This window comes from Caballeronia concitans (assembly GCF_001544615.1).
Taxonomy (GTDB): Bacteria; Pseudomonadota; Gammaproteobacteria; order Burkholderiales; family Burkholderiaceae; genus Caballeronia; species Caballeronia concitans.
On record NZ_FCNV02000008.1, the window covers coordinates 135,542 to 150,947 of the forward strand.

General features: G+C 63.8%; 12 protein-coding genes. 6 read left to right on the forward strand and 6 right to left on the reverse strand.

All coding sequences use genetic code 11. From position 1 onward, the window contains the following. Positions 1-36: 36 nt before the first annotated feature. Positions 37-1,191: an adenosyl-hopene transferase HpnH gene (gene hpnH, locus AWB72_RS18675; RefSeq protein ID WP_040049604.1), complete on the reverse strand. Its 1,155-nt coding sequence runs from the start codon at positions 1,189-1,191 to the stop codon at positions 37-39. Positions 1,192-1,204: 13 nt separating this feature from the next. Next, positions 1,205-2,176: a 4-hydroxy-3-methylbut-2-enyl diphosphate reductase gene (gene ispH, locus AWB72_RS18680; protein ID WP_040049605.1), complete on the reverse strand. Its 972-nt coding sequence runs from the start codon at positions 2,174-2,176 to the stop codon at positions 1,205-1,207. A 416-nt stretch (positions 2,177-2,592) separates the two neighbouring features. Between ispH and AWB72_RS18685 the strand changes: the two genes are divergently transcribed. Further along, on the forward strand, positions 2,593-3,795 hold the full coding sequence (locus AWB72_RS18685; protein WP_040049606.1) for a glycosyltransferase: 1,203 nt from the start codon (positions 2,593-2,595) through the stop codon (positions 3,793-3,795). A 15-nt stretch (positions 3,796-3,810) separates the two neighbouring features. On the opposite strand, the gene AWB72_RS18690 is transcribed toward AWB72_RS18685, so the two are convergent. The 3 genes from AWB72_RS18690 to hpnA all read right to left on the reverse strand — a co-directional run bounded on the left by AWB72_RS18690 (position 3,811) and on the right by hpnA (position 8,060). Then, a complete protein-coding gene (locus AWB72_RS18690) occupies positions 3,811-4,383 on the reverse strand; it encodes a hypothetical protein (RefSeq protein ID WP_040049607.1) in 573 nt (190 codons plus the stop codon). Positions 4,384-4,607: 224 nt separating this feature from the next. After that, positions 4,608-6,854, reverse strand: a complete 2,247-nt coding sequence (locus tag AWB72_RS18695; protein ID WP_040049608.1) for an NADP-dependent isocitrate dehydrogenase — start codon at positions 6,852-6,854, stop codon at positions 4,608-4,610. Between the two features lie 195 nt (positions 6,855-7,049). After that, a complete protein-coding gene (hpnA, locus tag AWB72_RS18700; RefSeq protein ID WP_040049609.1) occupies positions 7,050-8,060 on the reverse strand; it encodes a hopanoid-associated sugar epimerase in 1,011 nt (336 codons plus the stop codon). Between the two features lie 168 nt (positions 8,061-8,228). Between hpnA and AWB72_RS18705 the strand changes: the two genes are divergently transcribed. The 5 genes from AWB72_RS18705 (at position 8,229) to AWB72_RS18725 (ending at position 14,399) form a co-directional block, all read left to right on the forward strand. After that, positions 8,229-11,384 carry a response regulator gene (locus AWB72_RS18705; RefSeq protein WP_040049610.1) on the forward strand — a complete coding sequence of 1,052 codons (3,156 nt, stop codon included), beginning with the start codon at positions 8,229-8,231 and terminating at the stop codon, positions 11,382-11,384. 16 nt (positions 11,385-11,400) lie between these two features. Further along, positions 11,401-12,237: a CheR family methyltransferase gene (locus AWB72_RS18710; RefSeq protein WP_040049611.1), complete on the forward strand. Its 837-nt coding sequence runs from the start codon at positions 11,401-11,403 to the stop codon at positions 12,235-12,237. 2 nt (positions 12,238-12,239) lie between these two features. Next, the gene (locus AWB72_RS18715) at positions 12,240-12,827 is read left to right on the forward strand and encodes a chemotaxis protein CheB (RefSeq protein WP_040049612.1); all 588 of its coding nucleotides are present in this window, start codon (positions 12,240-12,242) and stop codon (positions 12,825-12,827) included. Between the two features lie 56 nt (positions 12,828-12,883). After that, positions 12,884-14,023 (forward strand): hybrid sensor histidine kinase/response regulator, encoded by a 1,140-nt coding sequence (locus AWB72_RS18720; RefSeq protein WP_040049613.1) that lies wholly within the window; start codon positions 12,884-12,886, stop codon positions 14,021-14,023. A gap of 79 nt (positions 14,024-14,102) precedes the next feature. Further along, positions 14,103-14,399 carry an acylphosphatase gene (locus AWB72_RS18725; protein ID WP_040049695.1) on the forward strand — a complete coding sequence of 99 codons (297 nt, stop codon included), beginning with the start codon at positions 14,103-14,105 and terminating at the stop codon, positions 14,397-14,399. 4 nt (positions 14,400-14,403) lie between these two features. Here AWB72_RS18725 and egtD read toward each other — a convergent pair whose 3' ends face one another. Next, positions 14,404-15,372, reverse strand: coding sequence for an L-histidine N(alpha)-methyltransferase (gene egtD, locus AWB72_RS18730; protein WP_040049614.1), 969 nt, complete (start codon positions 15,370-15,372; stop codon positions 14,404-14,406). Positions 15,373-15,406: the final 34 nt, after the last annotated feature.

Consider the following 15,406-nt stretch of genomic DNA (forward strand, 5'->3'; position numbering starts at 1 on the left):
ATCCGCCCTTCGTGCAACCTGCCGCTCAGGCAACGCTCAATGCGCTGCAGCCGCCGTCTTCGCGCCCTTGTTCTTCTGCGCGCGGCCGATCTCTTCCAGCTTGATCTCCACATGCTTCGAGAACACGTACTCGGCCGGGCGCTGCTTGTCGATCGGCAGTTCCTTCGCGTACGCGCCTTCGGTGCGCGGGCCGCGCAGCGAAACGCCCAGCGCCTTCAGCGGATGCGCCACCGTGTCCATCACGGCGGTCGCCTCGAAGCCGCTATGCACCATGCAGTCCGCGCACTTCTCGTAGTTGCCCGTGCCGTACTTGTCCCAGTCGGTCGTATCCATCAGTTCCTTGAAGGTCTTGGCATACCCTTCGCCGAGCAGATAGCACGGACGCTGCCAGCCGAACACCGTGCGCGCCGGATTGCCCCACGGCGTGCATTGATACGTCTGGTTGCCCGCGAGGAAGTCGAGGAACATCGCCGACTGGCTGAACGACCAGTTCTTGCCGTTGTTGCCGCGCTTGAAGATTTCGCGGAACAGCGTCTTCGTCTTGTCGCGATTCAGGAAGTGCTGCTGATCCGGCGCGCGCTCGTAAGCGTAACCCGGCGACACGGTGATGCCGTCCACGCCCATCGGCCCGAGCGTGTCGAAGAACTTCGCCACGCGTTCCGGGTTCGCGTCGTTGAACAGCGTGCAGTTGATGTTCACGCGGAAACCACGGCGCTTCGCCTCGCGGATCGCCTTCGTCGCCTTGTCGTACACGCCGTCCTGCGAAACGGAATGGTCGTGCATGTCCTTGTCGCCGTCGAGGTGAACGGACCAGACGAAGTACGGGCTCGGCTCGTAGTCGTCCATCTTCTTTTCCATCAGGAGCGCGTTCGTGCAGAGATACACGAACTTCTTGCGCTCGATGATGCCCTTCACGATCTGCGGCATCTCCTTGTGCAGCAACGGCTCGCCGCCCGCGATGGACACGACCGGCGCGCCGCACTCGTCGACTGCGCCGAGGCATTCTTCGAGCGACAGGCGCTGGTTCAGAATGGGATCCGGATAGTCGATCTTGCCGCAGCCGTTACACGCGAGATTGCAGCGGAACAGCGGTTCAAGCATCAGCGCGAGCGGATAGCGCTTGTTGCGCGTCAGGTGCTGCTTGAAGATGTAGGCGCCTACGCGGGCCTTCTGGAGCATCGGAATAGACAATTGTGTCCTCTCCTTATTCTTCGCGAATCGCCGTTGCATCTGCTGCCGACAACGCGGCGAGCGGCTGCAGGAGCTTCGCGGGGAGTTTGAATTCGACCTTTTCCTCGCGGCCGTTCATCGTCGTGACTTCGACGTGGCCAAAGGCGCGCAGGGCATCGATCACATGTTCGACCATTTCTTCGGGCGCCGAAGCGCCGGCCGTGATGCCGACCGTCTGCGCATGCGCAAACCATTCGGCCTTGATCTCGGAACCGTCCGCGACGAGATAGCTCGGCACGCCGCTTTCGGCGCCGATTTCCCGCAGGCGGTTGGAATTGGAACTATTGGTGGCGCCGACCACGAGCAGCACGTCCACCTCAGTGGACAGCTCGCGCACGGCGGCTTGGCGATTCTGCGTCGCGTAGCAGATGTCGCGCGTGTCGGGACCGACGATATCCGTGAAGCGGCGCTGCAAGGCGTCGATGATGCCGCGCGTGTCGTCCACGGAAAGCGTCGTCTGCGTGACGTAGGCGACGGGCGTATCGGCGGGAAGCGCCAGAGTCTGCACTTCGGCTTCGCTCTGCACGAGCACGACCTTGCCGGGAATCTGGCCGATCGTGCCTTCTACTTCCGGATGTCCCGCGTGGCCGATCAGAATCAGCGTGCGGCCCTGCGATACATACTGCCGGCCTTGCACATGCACCTTCGTGACGAGCGGGCAGGTGGCGTCGAGCACATCGAGGCCGCGCGCATCGGCATCGCGCTCGACGCTCTGCGCAACACCATGCGCGCTGAAAATGGCGACTGCGCCGTGCGGCACTTCATCGAGTTCCTCGACGAAACGCGCGCCTTTGCCCCGCAAGTTGTCCACGACGTGCCGGTTATGCACGATCTCGTGGCGCACGTACACGGGTGCGCCGTGCCGTTCGAGCGCACGATCGACGATCTCGATCGCACGGACCACGCCCGCACAAAAACCGCGGGGTTGAGCAAGGATGATACGCATGTTCGAACGAACTCCGACTGGCGCGGGTTTCGGATAATCGGGCGGCTAACGCGCGCTTTCGCTGTTGGAACCGCGCACGCAATTGGCATGCGACGGCTCCGGAAAGCAACCGGAAGAAGGTCCGGTAATTCTGTCTGCTCGCCGAAGTTGACCGTGTATTCTAACGCGTTCCCTTTTTTAGCGCTTGCCAGACGGCCTGTCTCGAACACGCCGCCGCGTATGCGTCGGATGCACGAAATACGGGCATCGACGGAAGTCTTTAAACTATCGGTCGCCCGGGATGCCGCGCAATGGCTCGCTGCGGCCCGCCGCCATCCCGAACGCACTTGCGCTGCGCTCCCGCTCGCGCATCCCCGGTTCCATGAGGCCGCGCTCACACGGACGCGGCTTCGTTCATCGTCGTTTCCTGTCTATCCATGCTACTGATCGCCTGGCTGTCTCTGCTCATCTGGATCGTGCTGCTCTTCGCGCGCGGCGGTTTCTGGCGCGCACAGCCCGCGCCCGCGCTGTCCGCCGCGACCGTCCATGCCGTCGGCAATGCCGAAATCGCGCGGCGCGGCGCGTGGCCCGCGCTCGTCGCGGTCGTGCCGGCGCGCAACGAGGCGGATGTCATCGGCCGCGCGGTCGGCTCGCTCTTGAAACAGGACTATGCGGGCGCGTTCCATGTGGTCGTCGTCGACGATCACAGCACCGACGACACCGCCGCCGCCGCGCTCGCCGCCGCCCGCGATCTGGGACTGGAGGACCGCCTGACCGTGCTGACGGGCAAGCCGCTGCCGCCCGGATGGTCGGGCAAGGTGTGGGCGCAGTCGCAGGGCATCGAGGCGATCGACGAGCTCGGCTTGCCCGCCGAATTCCTGCTGCTCACCGACGCGGACATCTACCATCCGGCCGATGCCGCGACGCAACTCGTCGCGCGCACGATTCTGGAAGATCGCGATCTCGTCTCGCTGATGGTGCGGCTGCGCAGCGATTCGCCTTGGGAAAAGGCGCTGATTCCCGCGTTCGTGTTTTTCTTCGCGAAGCTGTATCCGTTCGCGTGGGTCAACGACACCAAAAAGATGACGGCGGGCGCGGCGGGCGGCTGCATGCTCGTGCGGCGCGCGGCGCTGGTGGAGGCGGGCGGCATCGAGTCGATTCGCCGCGAATTGATCGACGATTGCAGTCTCGCGCTGCGCATCAAGCATCGCAAGGGTCGGGCGGATGCGCGCCCGATCCGTCTCGATCTCGCCGAAGGCAGCGAATCGCTGCGTCCTTATGACGACTGGCGCGAGATCTGGAACATGATCGCGCGCACGGCGTTCACGCAGCTGCGCTACTCGCCGCTGCTGCTGGCGGGCACGGTGCTGGGGATGGCGGTGATCTATCTCGTGCCGCCGGCGTTCTCGCTCGTGTGGGGCGCACGCGCGTGGCCCGCGTGCGCGGCGTGGGCGATGATGTGCGTCGCCTACGGACCGATGCTGCGTTATTACCGCCGCTCGCTGCTGTGGGCGCCGCTGTTGCCGCTCGTCGCGCTGTTCTATGTATCGGCGACGATCGGATCGGCGGTGCGTTACTGGAGCGGCAAGGGCGGGCAGTGGAAGGCGCGCGTGCAGGCGCCGACGCAGGAAAATTCTTGAGGCGTGCCGGGCGCGTCAGCGCTTGGTCAGCATTGCGTATAGCTCGACGACCATATCCGGCGAGAACGTGAACGGCACCCAGCCGTGTCCGGTGTGCCGCATGATGAGCAGGCGGTCGCCGTTGGCGTGCTTCTGCACCGCCATGACCGGATTCTTCGTCGCCGCGAAGCGCCAGCCGGGCGCGACGCCCATCGGCTGCTCCGCCGACATCGACGCCCGCACATTCGACAACTCCTGAATCAACTCGGACACGCCTTCGGGACTCAGCAGCACCGACTTGCCCGCGATGCTCATCTCGATCGCATTGCGGTCGGGCCGCGAAACGGTGAGCGTGGGCGGGGCTTCGGGTTCGGCCCGAGCTTCGGGTTGCGCTTCGGCTTCCGCAGCCGGCTTCAGTTCTTTCGGCTCCGCCGGCACGCCGACCTGCTCGCCATCGGTCGCGCGATAAGGCAGCGGCGCGGGGGCGTCGTTAGGCGTCGATTCATCGGTTGATACGACAGCAGGCGAAACGGCAGCGGGACGGGCGGCGGACTGGAGGAGCGCATCGAGGCTCGACTCCAGCGCGCCGAGCTGGTCATGTAGGTTCATGCGAATGTGTATGTCTTGCGAGGCTGGCAGCGAGGCAACGATTTTAACCGCTCGTCTGCGGCTGAGCCGCCACACGTTGTAACCAAATGCTTGAGGAAGGCGGATAGGACGACGCGAGCGCGTCTTTCGAGAAGGAGGCGCGCCGCATCGTCCGAAAGAAAGCCGGACGACGCGGCGCGATACACGCGAGACCGGACGGCCCGCGCGCCTTGCAGCGTCAAGCGTTACTTCCCCTGCACTTGCGACAACACGGCGTTGAACGTCTTGCTCGGACGCATCACCGCTTCGAGCTTCGCATCTTCCGGCTTGTAATAGCCGCCGATGTCCGCTTCGGCGCCCTGCACGACGGTCAGTTCCTCGACGATCTTCTGCTCGTTCTCAGCCAGGCTCTTCGCGAGCGGCGCGAAGAACGCGGCGATTTCGCGGTCTTCCGACTGACCCGCGAGTTCCTGCGCCCAGTACATCGCGAGATAGAACTGGCTGCCGCGGTTATCGAGCTGACCGGCCTTCGGCGACGGGCCCTTGTTGTTGTCGAGCAGCTTGCCGGTGGCAGCGTCGAGCGCCTTCGCGACGAGCTTGGCCTTCGCGTTGTTGCTCTTGATGCCCAGCTCTTCCAGCGAAACGGCCAGCGCAAGGAACTCGCCCAGCGAGTCCCAGCGCAGGTGGTTTTCCTGCACGAGCTGCTGCACGTGCTTCGGCGCCGAGCCGCCCGCGCCCGTTTCGTACAGGCCGCCGCCCGCCATCAGCGGAACGATGGACAGCATCTTCGCGCTCGTGCCGAGTTCCATGATCGGGAACAGGTCGGTCAGATAGTCGCGCAGGATGTTGCCGGTGACCGAGATCGTGTCCAGACCGCGAATGACGCGCTCGAGCGTGTAACGCATGGCGCGCACTTGCGACATGATCTGGATGTCGAGGCCTTCGGTGTCGTGATCCTTCAGGTACGTCTCGACCTTCTTGATGAGTTCGGCTTCGTGCGGACGATACGGGTCGAGCCAGAACACTGCCGGCGTGCCCGAGTTGCGCACGCGCGTGACGGCGAGCTTGACCCAGTCGCGAATGGGCGCGTCCTTCACGAGGCACATGCGCCAGATGTCGCCTTGCTCGACTTCCTGCGTGAGCGCTTCGAGCACTTCGTTCGTGGCGTTATCGACGATACGCGCCGTGCCGTCTTCCGGAATCTCGAAAGTCTTGTCGTGCGAGCCGTATTCTTCGGCCTTCTGCGCCATCAGGCCGACGTTCGGGACCGTTCCCATCGTACGCGGATCGAAAGCGCCGTTGGTCTTGCAGAAGTTGATGATTTCCTGATAGATGCGCGCGAACGTGCTTTCCGGAATCAGGCACTTCGTGTCTTGCGGACGGCCGTCGGCGCCCCACATCTTGCCGCCGGCGCGGATCATCGCGGGCATGGAGGCATCGACGATGACGTCGTTCGGTGCGTGCAGGTTCGAGATGCCCTTCGCGGAATCGACCATGGCGAGCGCCGGGCGATGTTCGTGGCAAGCGTGCATGTCGCGGATGACTTCATCGCGCTGGGAATCCGGCAGCGACTCGATCTTCGAGTACAGATCCACGAGGCCGTTGTTCACGTTCACGCCGAGTTCTTCGAAGAGCTTCGCGTGCTTGGCGAACGCGTCCTTGTAGAACACCTTCACGGCGTGACCGAACACGATCGGGTGCGAGACCTTCATCATGGTCGCCTTCACGTGCAGCGACAACATGACGCCGGTCTTGCGCGCGTCTTCCATCTGGTCTTCGTAGAACGCGACGAGCGCCTTCTTGCTCATGAACATGCTGTCGACGATCTCGCCGTCCTGCAGCTTGACTTTCGGCTTCAGCACGATGGTCTTGCCGCTCTTCGTCACGAGTTCCATGCGCACTTCGCGCGCGCCGTTGTTCGTGATGGACTTTTCGCCGTGATAGAAGTCGCCGTGCTTCATGTGCGCCACGTGCGTGCGCGAAGCCATGCTCCATTCGCCCATGCTGTGCGGATGCTTCTTCGCGTAGTTCTTGACGGCGAGCGGCGCGCGGCGGTCCGAGTTGCCTTCGCGCAGAACCGGGTTCACCGCGCTGCCGAGGCACTTCGAATAGCGTTGCGCGATGGCCTTTTCTTCGTCGTTCTTCGGCTCTTCGGGATAGTTGGGCACCTTGTAGCCCTTGCCCTGCAGTTCCTTGATCGCGGCGACCAACTGCGGCACCGACGCGCTGATGTTCGGCAGCTTGATGATGTTGGTGTCGGGCAACTGCGTGAGGCGGCCGAGTTCGGCGAGGTTGTCGGGCACGCGCTGGTCTTCGGTCAGGAATTCGGGGAATTCGCCGAGGATGCGGCCTGCGAGCGAGATGTCGCTCGTTGCGACGTTGACGCCGGCGGGCGTGGTGAAGGTGCGGATGATCGGCAGAAAGGCGCTGGTTGCGAGCAGCGGAGCTTCGTCGGTCAGGGTGTAGATGATGGTGGGTTGCTGGTTACTCATCGCTAGTCTCGACATCCAGAAACGGGTTGGGAAGGAAGCCGCCGGTCGGCAGCACGCCGGCATCAGTCCGCTATTTTGCCTGATTTTGGAGGCAAGGCGTGCAAAAGAAGGGGCGCCGTCGGCCCTGAAACGACAGTTTTTCTTTGAATATCAGGCACTTAATATTTTTTAAGTCTTATACAAGAGTTGTGTTTTTTAAGCGCTCAAATAGCCGTTCGCGCGAAACCAGTCCAGCGCGTCCTTCAGACCTTGCGCGTACGGCCGCGCCCGATACCCCAGCTCCCGCTCCGCCTTCGCCGACGTGAAGTACATCTTGTTCTTCGACATGCGCAGGCCGTCCACGGTCACGAACGGCTCCTTGCCGCTGATTTTCGCGTACAGCTCCGCGCCGATCGCCAGCGGGTAAAGCGGCCCGCGCGGCAGTTTGACGGTGGGCGGCTTGCGGCCGACGAAGCCCGCGATGTCCGCGAGCATCTGCTGGAGCGGCAGATTTTCGCCGCCGAGGATGTATCGCTCGCCGATGACGCCGCGCTCCAGCGCGAGGAAGTGGCCGTTCGCGACGTCGTCGACATGCACGAGGTTCAGGCCCGTATCCACGAACGCGGGTATCTTGCCCGTCGCCGCTTCCACGATGATGCGCCCGGTCGGTGTCGGGCGCACGTCGCGCGGGCCGATGGGCGTCGACGGATTGACGATCACCGCGGGCAGCCGATCGTTCGCGATCATGCGCTCGACCGCGCGCTCGGCCAGCACCTTGCTGCGCTTGTACGCGCCGATGGTGCTCGCCGCGTCCGAGGGCTTCGTCTCGTCGACGATCGCGCCCGAGCTCGTCACCTTCAGCGTCGCGACGCTGCTCGTGTACACGATGCGCTCGACGCCTTCCGCGAGCGCCGCGCGCATCGTCGCTTCGGTGCCCTGCAGGTTCGCGCGCTCGATCTCGCTGGGATCGGGCGCCCAGATGCGATAGTCGGCCGCGACGTGGAACAAATAGCGCACGCCCTTGAGCGCGGCGCGCATCGACACTTCGTCGCGCATGTCGCCGACCACGATCTCCGCATCGAGCGATTCGACGTTCTTGCGCGGACTCGTCGCGCGAACGAGCACGCGCACGTCGAAACCGCGTTCGATGGCAAGCCGCGCAACCGCGGACCCGACGAAACCCGAAGCGCCGGTGACGAGCACGCGGGAGCCGGAAAAATCAGTCATTGTTACCTCTTGGAAATGGCCTTGCTGCGGGCTTTCGGAACAAGTTCCGCGCGAAAACGGCCGCTTCGATTACCCGCCCGAGCCCATGTGACAAGGCGTTGCGGCTCGTGCTAAGGTCCGTGCCTGCTGCGGGGCGCGCGGCCCCGAAAAATGAAACTACGGTCAACGATGCCTCAAGACAATCGCAACCACACTCTGTGGATCTACTTCGCTATCGCGCTTTCGCTTGCGGTCGTGTTCGCCATCGACCTGCTCACGCCGATGCGCGTCGCGATCTGGGTGTTCTACGTGCTGCCCGTCGTGCTCTGCATGTGGGCGGACAGGCCCGCGCTGCCGATGGTCACGGCGGGCGGCGCATCGGTGCTGATGATTCTCGGCTACGCGTTCGCCACCGGCGACGCGGCCACCACGCACGACGTGCTCCAGGTCAATCGCGCGATGGGCATTTTCGTGCTGCTCGTGCTGTCCGTGGTGGCGCATCTATATATCAAATCGCGGCTTGCCGTACAACGCACCGGCTGGCTGCAGCAGGGCATCATGCAGATGAGCCTGCAATTGCGCGGCGAGCAGTCTCCGGCTTCGATCGGCGTGAGCATTCTGCGTTCGCTCATTCCGTATGTGAACGCGAAAGTCGGCGTAGTGTATTCGCTCAATGGCGATTCGCTCGAACGCGTCGCGGCCTGGGCGCTGCCCGACGAGAACGGCGCGCCGCGCCGGATCGCGCGTGGCGAAGGGCTCGTCGGCCAGGCGGTGGAAGACAAGCGCACGCTCAGCCTGTCCGATGCCTCCGCGCATTACCTGAAGGCCGGCTCGGCGCTCGGCGCGGCGGCGGCGACGCGCGTGGTGATCGCGCCGCTCTATGCGGACGGCGACGTGGCAGGCGCGCTCGAAATCGGTTTCGTCGGCAATGAAGGTCGTTTCGACGATGCCCGCGCGCTGCTCGAAATGGCATCCGAAGCGATGGGCATGGCCATGCGCTCGGCGCGTTATCGCACGCGGCTTGTCGAGTTGCTCGAAGAAACGCAGCGCCAGAGCGAAGAACTTCAAGTGCAGCAGGAAGAACTGCGCGTCTCCAACGAAGAACTGGAGGAACGCGGCCGCGCGCTGCAGGATTCACAGGCGCGTCTCGAACAGCAGCAGGCCGAGCTTGAACAGACGAACGTGCAGCTCGAAGAACATGCGCAGCATCTCGAACGCCAGAAGACTGAGCTTCTGCATGCGCAGCAGGAACTGACCGCGAACGCGCTCGAAATGGAGCGCGCGAGCCAGTACAAGTCGGAGTTCCTGGCGAACATGTCGCATGAGTTGCGCACGCCGCTCAACAGTTCGCTGATTCTCGCCAAGCTGCTGCAGGACAACCGGCAGGGCAACCTCACCGAAGAGCAGGTGCGCTATGCCGCGACGATCCATTCGTCGAACAGCGACCTCCTTTCGCTGATAAACGACATCCTCGATCTGTCGAAGGTCGAAGCGGGCCAGATGGACGTGCAGTTCGCGCCCGCCGCCGTCGAGTCGCTATTGCAGGCGCTGCGGCAATCGTTCGCGCCGGTCGCGGAGACGAAGGGGCTTTCGTTCATCACCGAAGTGGGCGACGACGTCCCGCAATACTTCGTCACCGACAGCCAGCGGCTCTTGCAAGTGCTGCGCAACCTGCTCGCCAACGCGTTCAAGTTCACCGAGCGCGGCAGCGTGACGGTGGCGGTGCAGCGCGCAAGCGACGATGCCGTGCGCTTCGAAGTGCGCGATACGGGCATCGGCATTCCGCGCGACAAGCAGGACCTGATCTTCCAGGCGTTCCAGCAAGCCGATGGCACGACGAGCCGCAAATACGGCGGCAGCGGCCTCGGGCTTTCGATCTCGCGCGAGTTCACGCGCTTGCTGGGCGGTTCGGTCGGCGTATCGAGCGAAGTCGGCCGTGGGAGCGTGTTCTCGGTGACGCTGCCGCTCGCCGCGCGCGAAGGCACGGTGACCGCGAAGCTGGATACGATCGGCCACATGAGCGAGCCGGAGCCGGCTGCGGTCAAGCCGCCGCCTCCGCCCGCGCCCGCGACGGTGCACATGCAAAGCGTGCAGACGCAGCCCGAACCGCCCGCGCCGAAGCCCGAGGCACAAGGCATCGACGACGATCGCGCGAACCGGCAGCGGCCGGATCGCGTGATTCTCGTGATCGAGGACGATCGCCGTTTCGCGCACATCCTCTACGATCTCGCGCACGAGCTCGACTTCGACTGCGTGCATGCGGCGAGCGCGACGCAAGGCGTCGAACTGGCGCGCTCGATGCAGCCGAACGGCATTCTGCTCGACATCGGCTTGCCGGATCAGTCCGGGCTCACCGTGCTCGAATGGCTCAAGCACGATCCGCTCACGCGCCATATTCCGATTCACATCGTCTCCGCGACCGATCACGCCGATGTCGCGCTGCATCTCGGCGCGATCGGCTACACGCTCAAGCCGAGCGCGCGCGATGAACTCGCGCAGGCCATCCGCAAGCTCGAAGCGCGTTCGTCGCAGGGCATGCGGCGCGTGCTCGTCGTCGAGGACGATCCCGCGTTGCGCCAGAGCATTCACGCGCTGCTCGCGAGCGAGACGGTGAACATCGTGGAAGCGGGGTCGATCGCGCAGGCGCTCGAACAATTGCGGCGCGCGAGCTTCGATTGCATCGTGATGGATCTCGCGCTGCCCGACGGCTCCGGCTATGAATTGCTGGAGAAGGTATCGACGAGCGGCGAATTCGCGTCGCCGCCGGTGATCGTCTATACGGGGCGGCAGATTTCGCAGGAGGAAGAGCAGCGCCTGCGCCGTTACTCGAAATCCATCATCATCAAGGGAGCGAAGTCGCCGGAGCGCCTGCTCGACGAAGTGACGCTCTTCCTGCATAGCGTCGAGAGCGCGCTGCCGCCGGAACAGCAGCGCATGCTGCGCGCAGCGCGTCAGCGCGACGACGTGTTCGAAGGCCGCACCATCCTGCTCGCCGAAGACGACGTGCGCAACATTTTCGCGCTTTCGCGCGTGATCGAACCGCTCGGCGCGACGCTCGAAATTGCCCGCAACGGACGCGAGGCGCTGGAAGCGCTGGCGCGTCACGATTCGATCGATCTCGTGCTGATGGACGTGATGATGCCCGAGATGGACGGCCTCACCGCGATGACCGAAATCCGCAAGCGGCCCGAGCACGCGCGGCTGCCGATCATCGCGCTGACCGCGAAGGCGATGCAGAGCGATCGCGAAAAATGTCTCGAGGCGGGTGCGGACGACTACATATCGAAGCCTATCGACGTGGATAAGCTCGTCTCTCTGTGCCGCGTGTGGTTGCGGCAGCGATGAACCGACAACGGACTCAATGAACGACAGCAAGCACGATGAAGAAGCCACGTTCGACATCGAACTGAAGCTGATTCTGGAAGCCATTTACCTGAAGTATCAGCACGACTTCCGGCACTACTCGGTGAGTTCGCTGCGGCGCAGGCTCGCGCAGGCCGTGCACGATCTCGAGTGCGCGACGCTTTCGCAATTGCAGGAGCGCATTCTTCGCGAACCGCCGCTGTTCGCGCGGCTCTTCCAGTACCTCACGGTGCAGGTCAGCGAGATGTTCCGCGATCCCTCGTATTTCCGCGCGATCCGCGAGCAGGTGGTGCCGATCCTGCAGACGTATCCGTCGATCAAGGTGTGGGTCGCGGGCTGCAGCAGCGGCGAGGAATTGTGGTCGCTCGCGGTGCTTTTCGCGGAAGAGAAGATCGCGGACCGCACCGTGTTCTATGCGACCGACATCAACGCCGAAGCGCTGCGTCAGGCCGAAAGCGGCATCTATCCGCTGGAACGCATGGCGGGCTTCAGCCAGAATTATCTGGCGGCCGGCGGCAAGCGCACGCTGTCCGATTACTATCACGCGGCCTACGGCGCGGCGAAGTTCTCGCAAACGCTCAAGTCGCGCGTGGTGTTCGCGGACCACAGCCTCGCCACCGACAGCGTGTTCCTCGAAGCGCATCTCGTGTCGTGCCGCAACGTGCTGATCTATTTCGACCGCGCATTGCAGGATCGCGCGCTGGGCCTTTTCAGCGATTCGCTCGTGCGGCGCGGCTTCCTCGGGCTCGGCAGCAAGGAGAGCCTGCGTTTTTCGAAGCATGCGGACTGCTTCGCGGACTTCAATCCGCGCGAGCGGCTTTACCAGAAGGTATAGCGATGAGCACCATCGACGCCATCGTGATCGGCGCATCGGCGGGCGGCGTCGAGGCGCTGAATCTCCTGCTGCCCGCGTTGCCGCGCGACTTCGCGCCGCCGGTGCTGATCGTCGTGCATGTACGGCAGGGGCAGCCGAGCCTGTTGCCGGGTCTCTTCGCCGAGCGCTGCAGCATTCCGGTGCAGGAGCCGTTCGACAAGGACGTGATCGCGCCCGGCACCATCTATTTCGCGCCGCCCGGCTATCACATGATGGTCGAGTCGGAAGACGGCGCGCCGCCCGCCATCGCGTTGTCGGTGGACCCGCCCGTGCGCTTCTCGCGTCCTTCGGTGGACGTGCTGTTCGAATCGGCGGCGCATGCGTATGGCGAGCGGCTGCTGGGCATCGTGCTCTCCGGCGCCAACGACGACGGCGCGCGCGGCGCGCGTGCCATTCGCGATGCGGGCGGCGCGTGCTGGGCGCAGGACCCGCAGACGGCATCGGCGCCATCGATGCCGCAGGCGGCCATCGCGCACGGCGCGGCAAGCGAGATCCTCACGCTGGACGACATGGCGATGCGACTCGCGACGCGCATACGCCGAACGCAATAACGGACGCGACGATGAATGCAATGAACGAAGGCATGGCCCAAGCAAGGAGTCACCCGATGACACAACCCATTCATGTGCTGATCGTCGACGACATCCGCAACAACATCACCGCGCTCGAAGCGTCGCTCGCGCGGCCGGATCTGTCGGTGCTCAAGGCCGAATCGGGGCCGGCCGCGCTCGAACTGCTGCTCAAGCATGAAGTCGCGCTCGCGATTCTCGATGTCAACATGCCGGGCATGGACGGCTTCGAGCTTGCCGAACTGATGCGCGGCAGCCCGCGCACCGCGCACGTGCCGATCATCTTTCTCACCGCGACGGCGCAGGACGTGAGCCGCACGTTTCGTGGTTACGAAGCGGGCGCGGTGGACTTTCTCTACAAGCCGTTCGATTCGCGCATCCTCAATTCGAAGGTGGATGTGTTCATCCAGATGGAGCGGCAAAAGCAGCAGCTCGCGACGCAACTCGCCACCGTGCAGCAACTGCTCGATGCGAACGAGATGCTGATGGCCGTGCTCGGTCACGATCTGCGCACGCCGCTTTCGGCGGTGATCGCATCGGCGGAATATCTGGCGCGCTTCGTGAAGGACGAAAACGTTGCCAATATCGGCACGCGCATCAAGTCGAGCGGCATGCGCATGGTCCGCATGGTCGATCAGTTGCTCAATCTCGCGCGTCTGCGCGGCGGGCGCGTGACGTTGCAGCCGCGCGCCGTGGAACTCGCGACGCTCGCGAAGAATATCGTCGAGGAATACGAGGCGCGCGTCGGCAAGGGACGCATCTTCGTGCTGCGTCACGGCGATACGCTCTTGCAAGGCGACGGCGATCTGCTTTCGCAGGTGTTTTCGAATCTCATCGGCAATGCGCTGCAACACGGACTCGAAGGATCGGCCGTTCAGGTGCGGCTCGAAGGCGGCACGAACGATGTGAAAATCGTCGTGCAGAACGCGGGCGAAATCCCGGCCGAAATATTGCCGACGATATTCGCGCCGTATCGGTCGGGGCGGCGTCAGAATGAATCGAGTGGATTGGGACTCGGGCTTTACATCACGCGTGAAATCACGGAGATGCATGGCGGCGAAGTGAAGGTGCGCTCGTCCGCGGAAGCGGGCACGGCGTTCGAAGTGACGCTGCCGCGCGTTGTGCGTCCGCATGCGGGCGATCGCGCGGATATCGCACAGCCGTTCAGGTTGAGCTGATTCGCGCTGGTGCCAGGTCATACGCGCAATCGCAGGCGTGTCTACAATGCGGCCTGTGAACGACTTGGAGGAATGCACGATGCCCGGCCCGGATCTTGATACGAGAATCGAAACTTATTACGTGCGTGTGAAAGGCGTGGTGCAGGGCGTCGGCTTTCGCCATCACACGGTGAGGCGCGCGCATGCGCTCGGCGTGCGCGGCTGGGTGGCGAATCTCGATGACGGCTCCGTCGAAGCCGTGATTCAGGGCGCGGCCAATCAGGTCGATCTGATGCTCGAATGGCTGCGGCGCGGACCGCCGCATGCGCGCGTCACCGAGTTCTTTAGCGAAGAGCGTTACGTCGAGAAGCGCTATGAACGCTTCGAACAGCATTGACGCTTCAACGCGCGACCAGCAGGCTCTCCGCAAACTGCCACTCTTCATCGCGCCATTGATGCGTGCATTCGAAGCCCGCGTCGACGGCAATGGGCGCGACTTCCTCGGCCACATACTTGTGGCTGCTTTCGGTCCAGATCGTTTCGCCTTGCCTGAAGTCCACGCGCAAGTCCGCGCCGCGCACGCGCACGGATAGCGCGCGTGTTGCACGCAAATGCATTTCGATGCTGCGTGCATCGGGATTGAACCGCGCGACGTGCTCGAAGGCATCGAGCGGAAAGTCCGCGCCCAATTCGCGATTGATACGCGCGAGCAGATTCAGATTGAAAGCCGCGGTCACGCCGATGGGATCGTCGTAAGCGGCGATCAACATGGGCAGGGGCTTGATGAGATCGGTGCCGAGCAGGAGCGCGTCGCCGGGTTCGAGCATGCCGCGAATCGAGCGCAGGAATTTCGTCGCGGCGAGACGCGCGAAATTGCCGATGGTGCTGCCGAGAAAGAGCACGAGCAAAGGCTCGCCTTTGTTGCGTTTCCCGCTCACTTCGGCGAGGCCCGCGAGGTAATCCCTTTCATAACCGACAATGGACACGCGTTCGATATCCCCGAGTTCGCGATGACACAACTGCAAGGCCGTGCGCGAGATTTCGATCGGGTAATACGCGGTCGGCTGCTTTTTGCAAAGCGCTTCAAGAATGCGGCGCGTCTTGCGTCCGCTGCCGCTTCCAAGCTCCGCGACTTTCACGTTGGCGGGCAGCGCATCGACGATATCGCCCGCATGCGCCTTGAGCACGCGTTCCTCGGCGCGCGTGACGCCGTATTCCGGCAACGCAGTGATGACTTCGAAGAGCGCGGAGCCGACTTCGTCGTACAGATACATCGACGGCAACTCTTTCTGCGGATGCCGCGAGAGACCGGCGTGAACGGCTTCTGCGAAGGCGCTTGAAAAACGGGGCGACAGGGCTGGCTGAGTCATGACGTCTCCATCGATGCGGCGTTTTCTTCGCGTG

What these genes read in the sequence shown, in the direction of transcription:
- AWB72_RS18685 (WP_040049606.1), top strand. Translation starts at nt 2,593, where the DNA reads ATGCTACTGATCGCCTGGCTGTCTCTGCTCATCTGGATCGTGCTGCTC.
- AWB72_RS18690 (WP_040049607.1), bottom strand. Translation starts at nt 4,383, where the DNA reads ATGAACCTACATGACCAGCTCGGCGCGCTGGAGTCGAGCCTCGATGCG.
- egtD (WP_040049614.1), bottom strand. Translation starts at nt 15,372, where the DNA reads ATGACTCAGCCAGCCCTGTCGCCCCGTTTTTCAAGCGCCTTCGCAGAA.
- AWB72_RS18720 (WP_040049613.1), top strand. Translation starts at nt 12,884, where the DNA reads ATGACACAACCCATTCATGTGCTGATCGTCGACGACATCCGCAACAAC.
- AWB72_RS18695 (WP_040049608.1), bottom strand. Translation starts at nt 6,854, where the DNA reads ATGAGTAACCAGCAACCCACCATCATCTACACCCTGACCGACGAAGCT.
- ispH (WP_040049605.1), bottom strand. Translation starts at nt 2,176, where the DNA reads ATGCGTATCATCCTTGCTCAACCCCGCGGTTTTTGTGCGGGCGTGGTC.
- AWB72_RS18710 (WP_040049611.1), top strand. Translation starts at nt 11,401, where the DNA reads ATGAACGACAGCAAGCACGATGAAGAAGCCACGTTCGACATCGAACTG.
- AWB72_RS18715 (WP_040049612.1), top strand. Translation starts at nt 12,240, where the DNA reads ATGAGCACCATCGACGCCATCGTGATCGGCGCATCGGCGGGCGGCGTC.
- AWB72_RS18705 (WP_040049610.1), top strand. Translation starts at nt 8,229, where the DNA reads ATGCCTCAAGACAATCGCAACCACACTCTGTGGATCTACTTCGCTATC.
- AWB72_RS18725 (WP_040049695.1), top strand. Translation starts at nt 14,103, where the DNA reads ATGCCCGGCCCGGATCTTGATACGAGAATCGAAACTTATTACGTGCGT.
- hpnA (WP_040049609.1), bottom strand. Translation starts at nt 8,060, where the DNA reads ATGACTGATTTTTCCGGCTCCCGCGTGCTCGTCACCGGCGCTTCGGGT.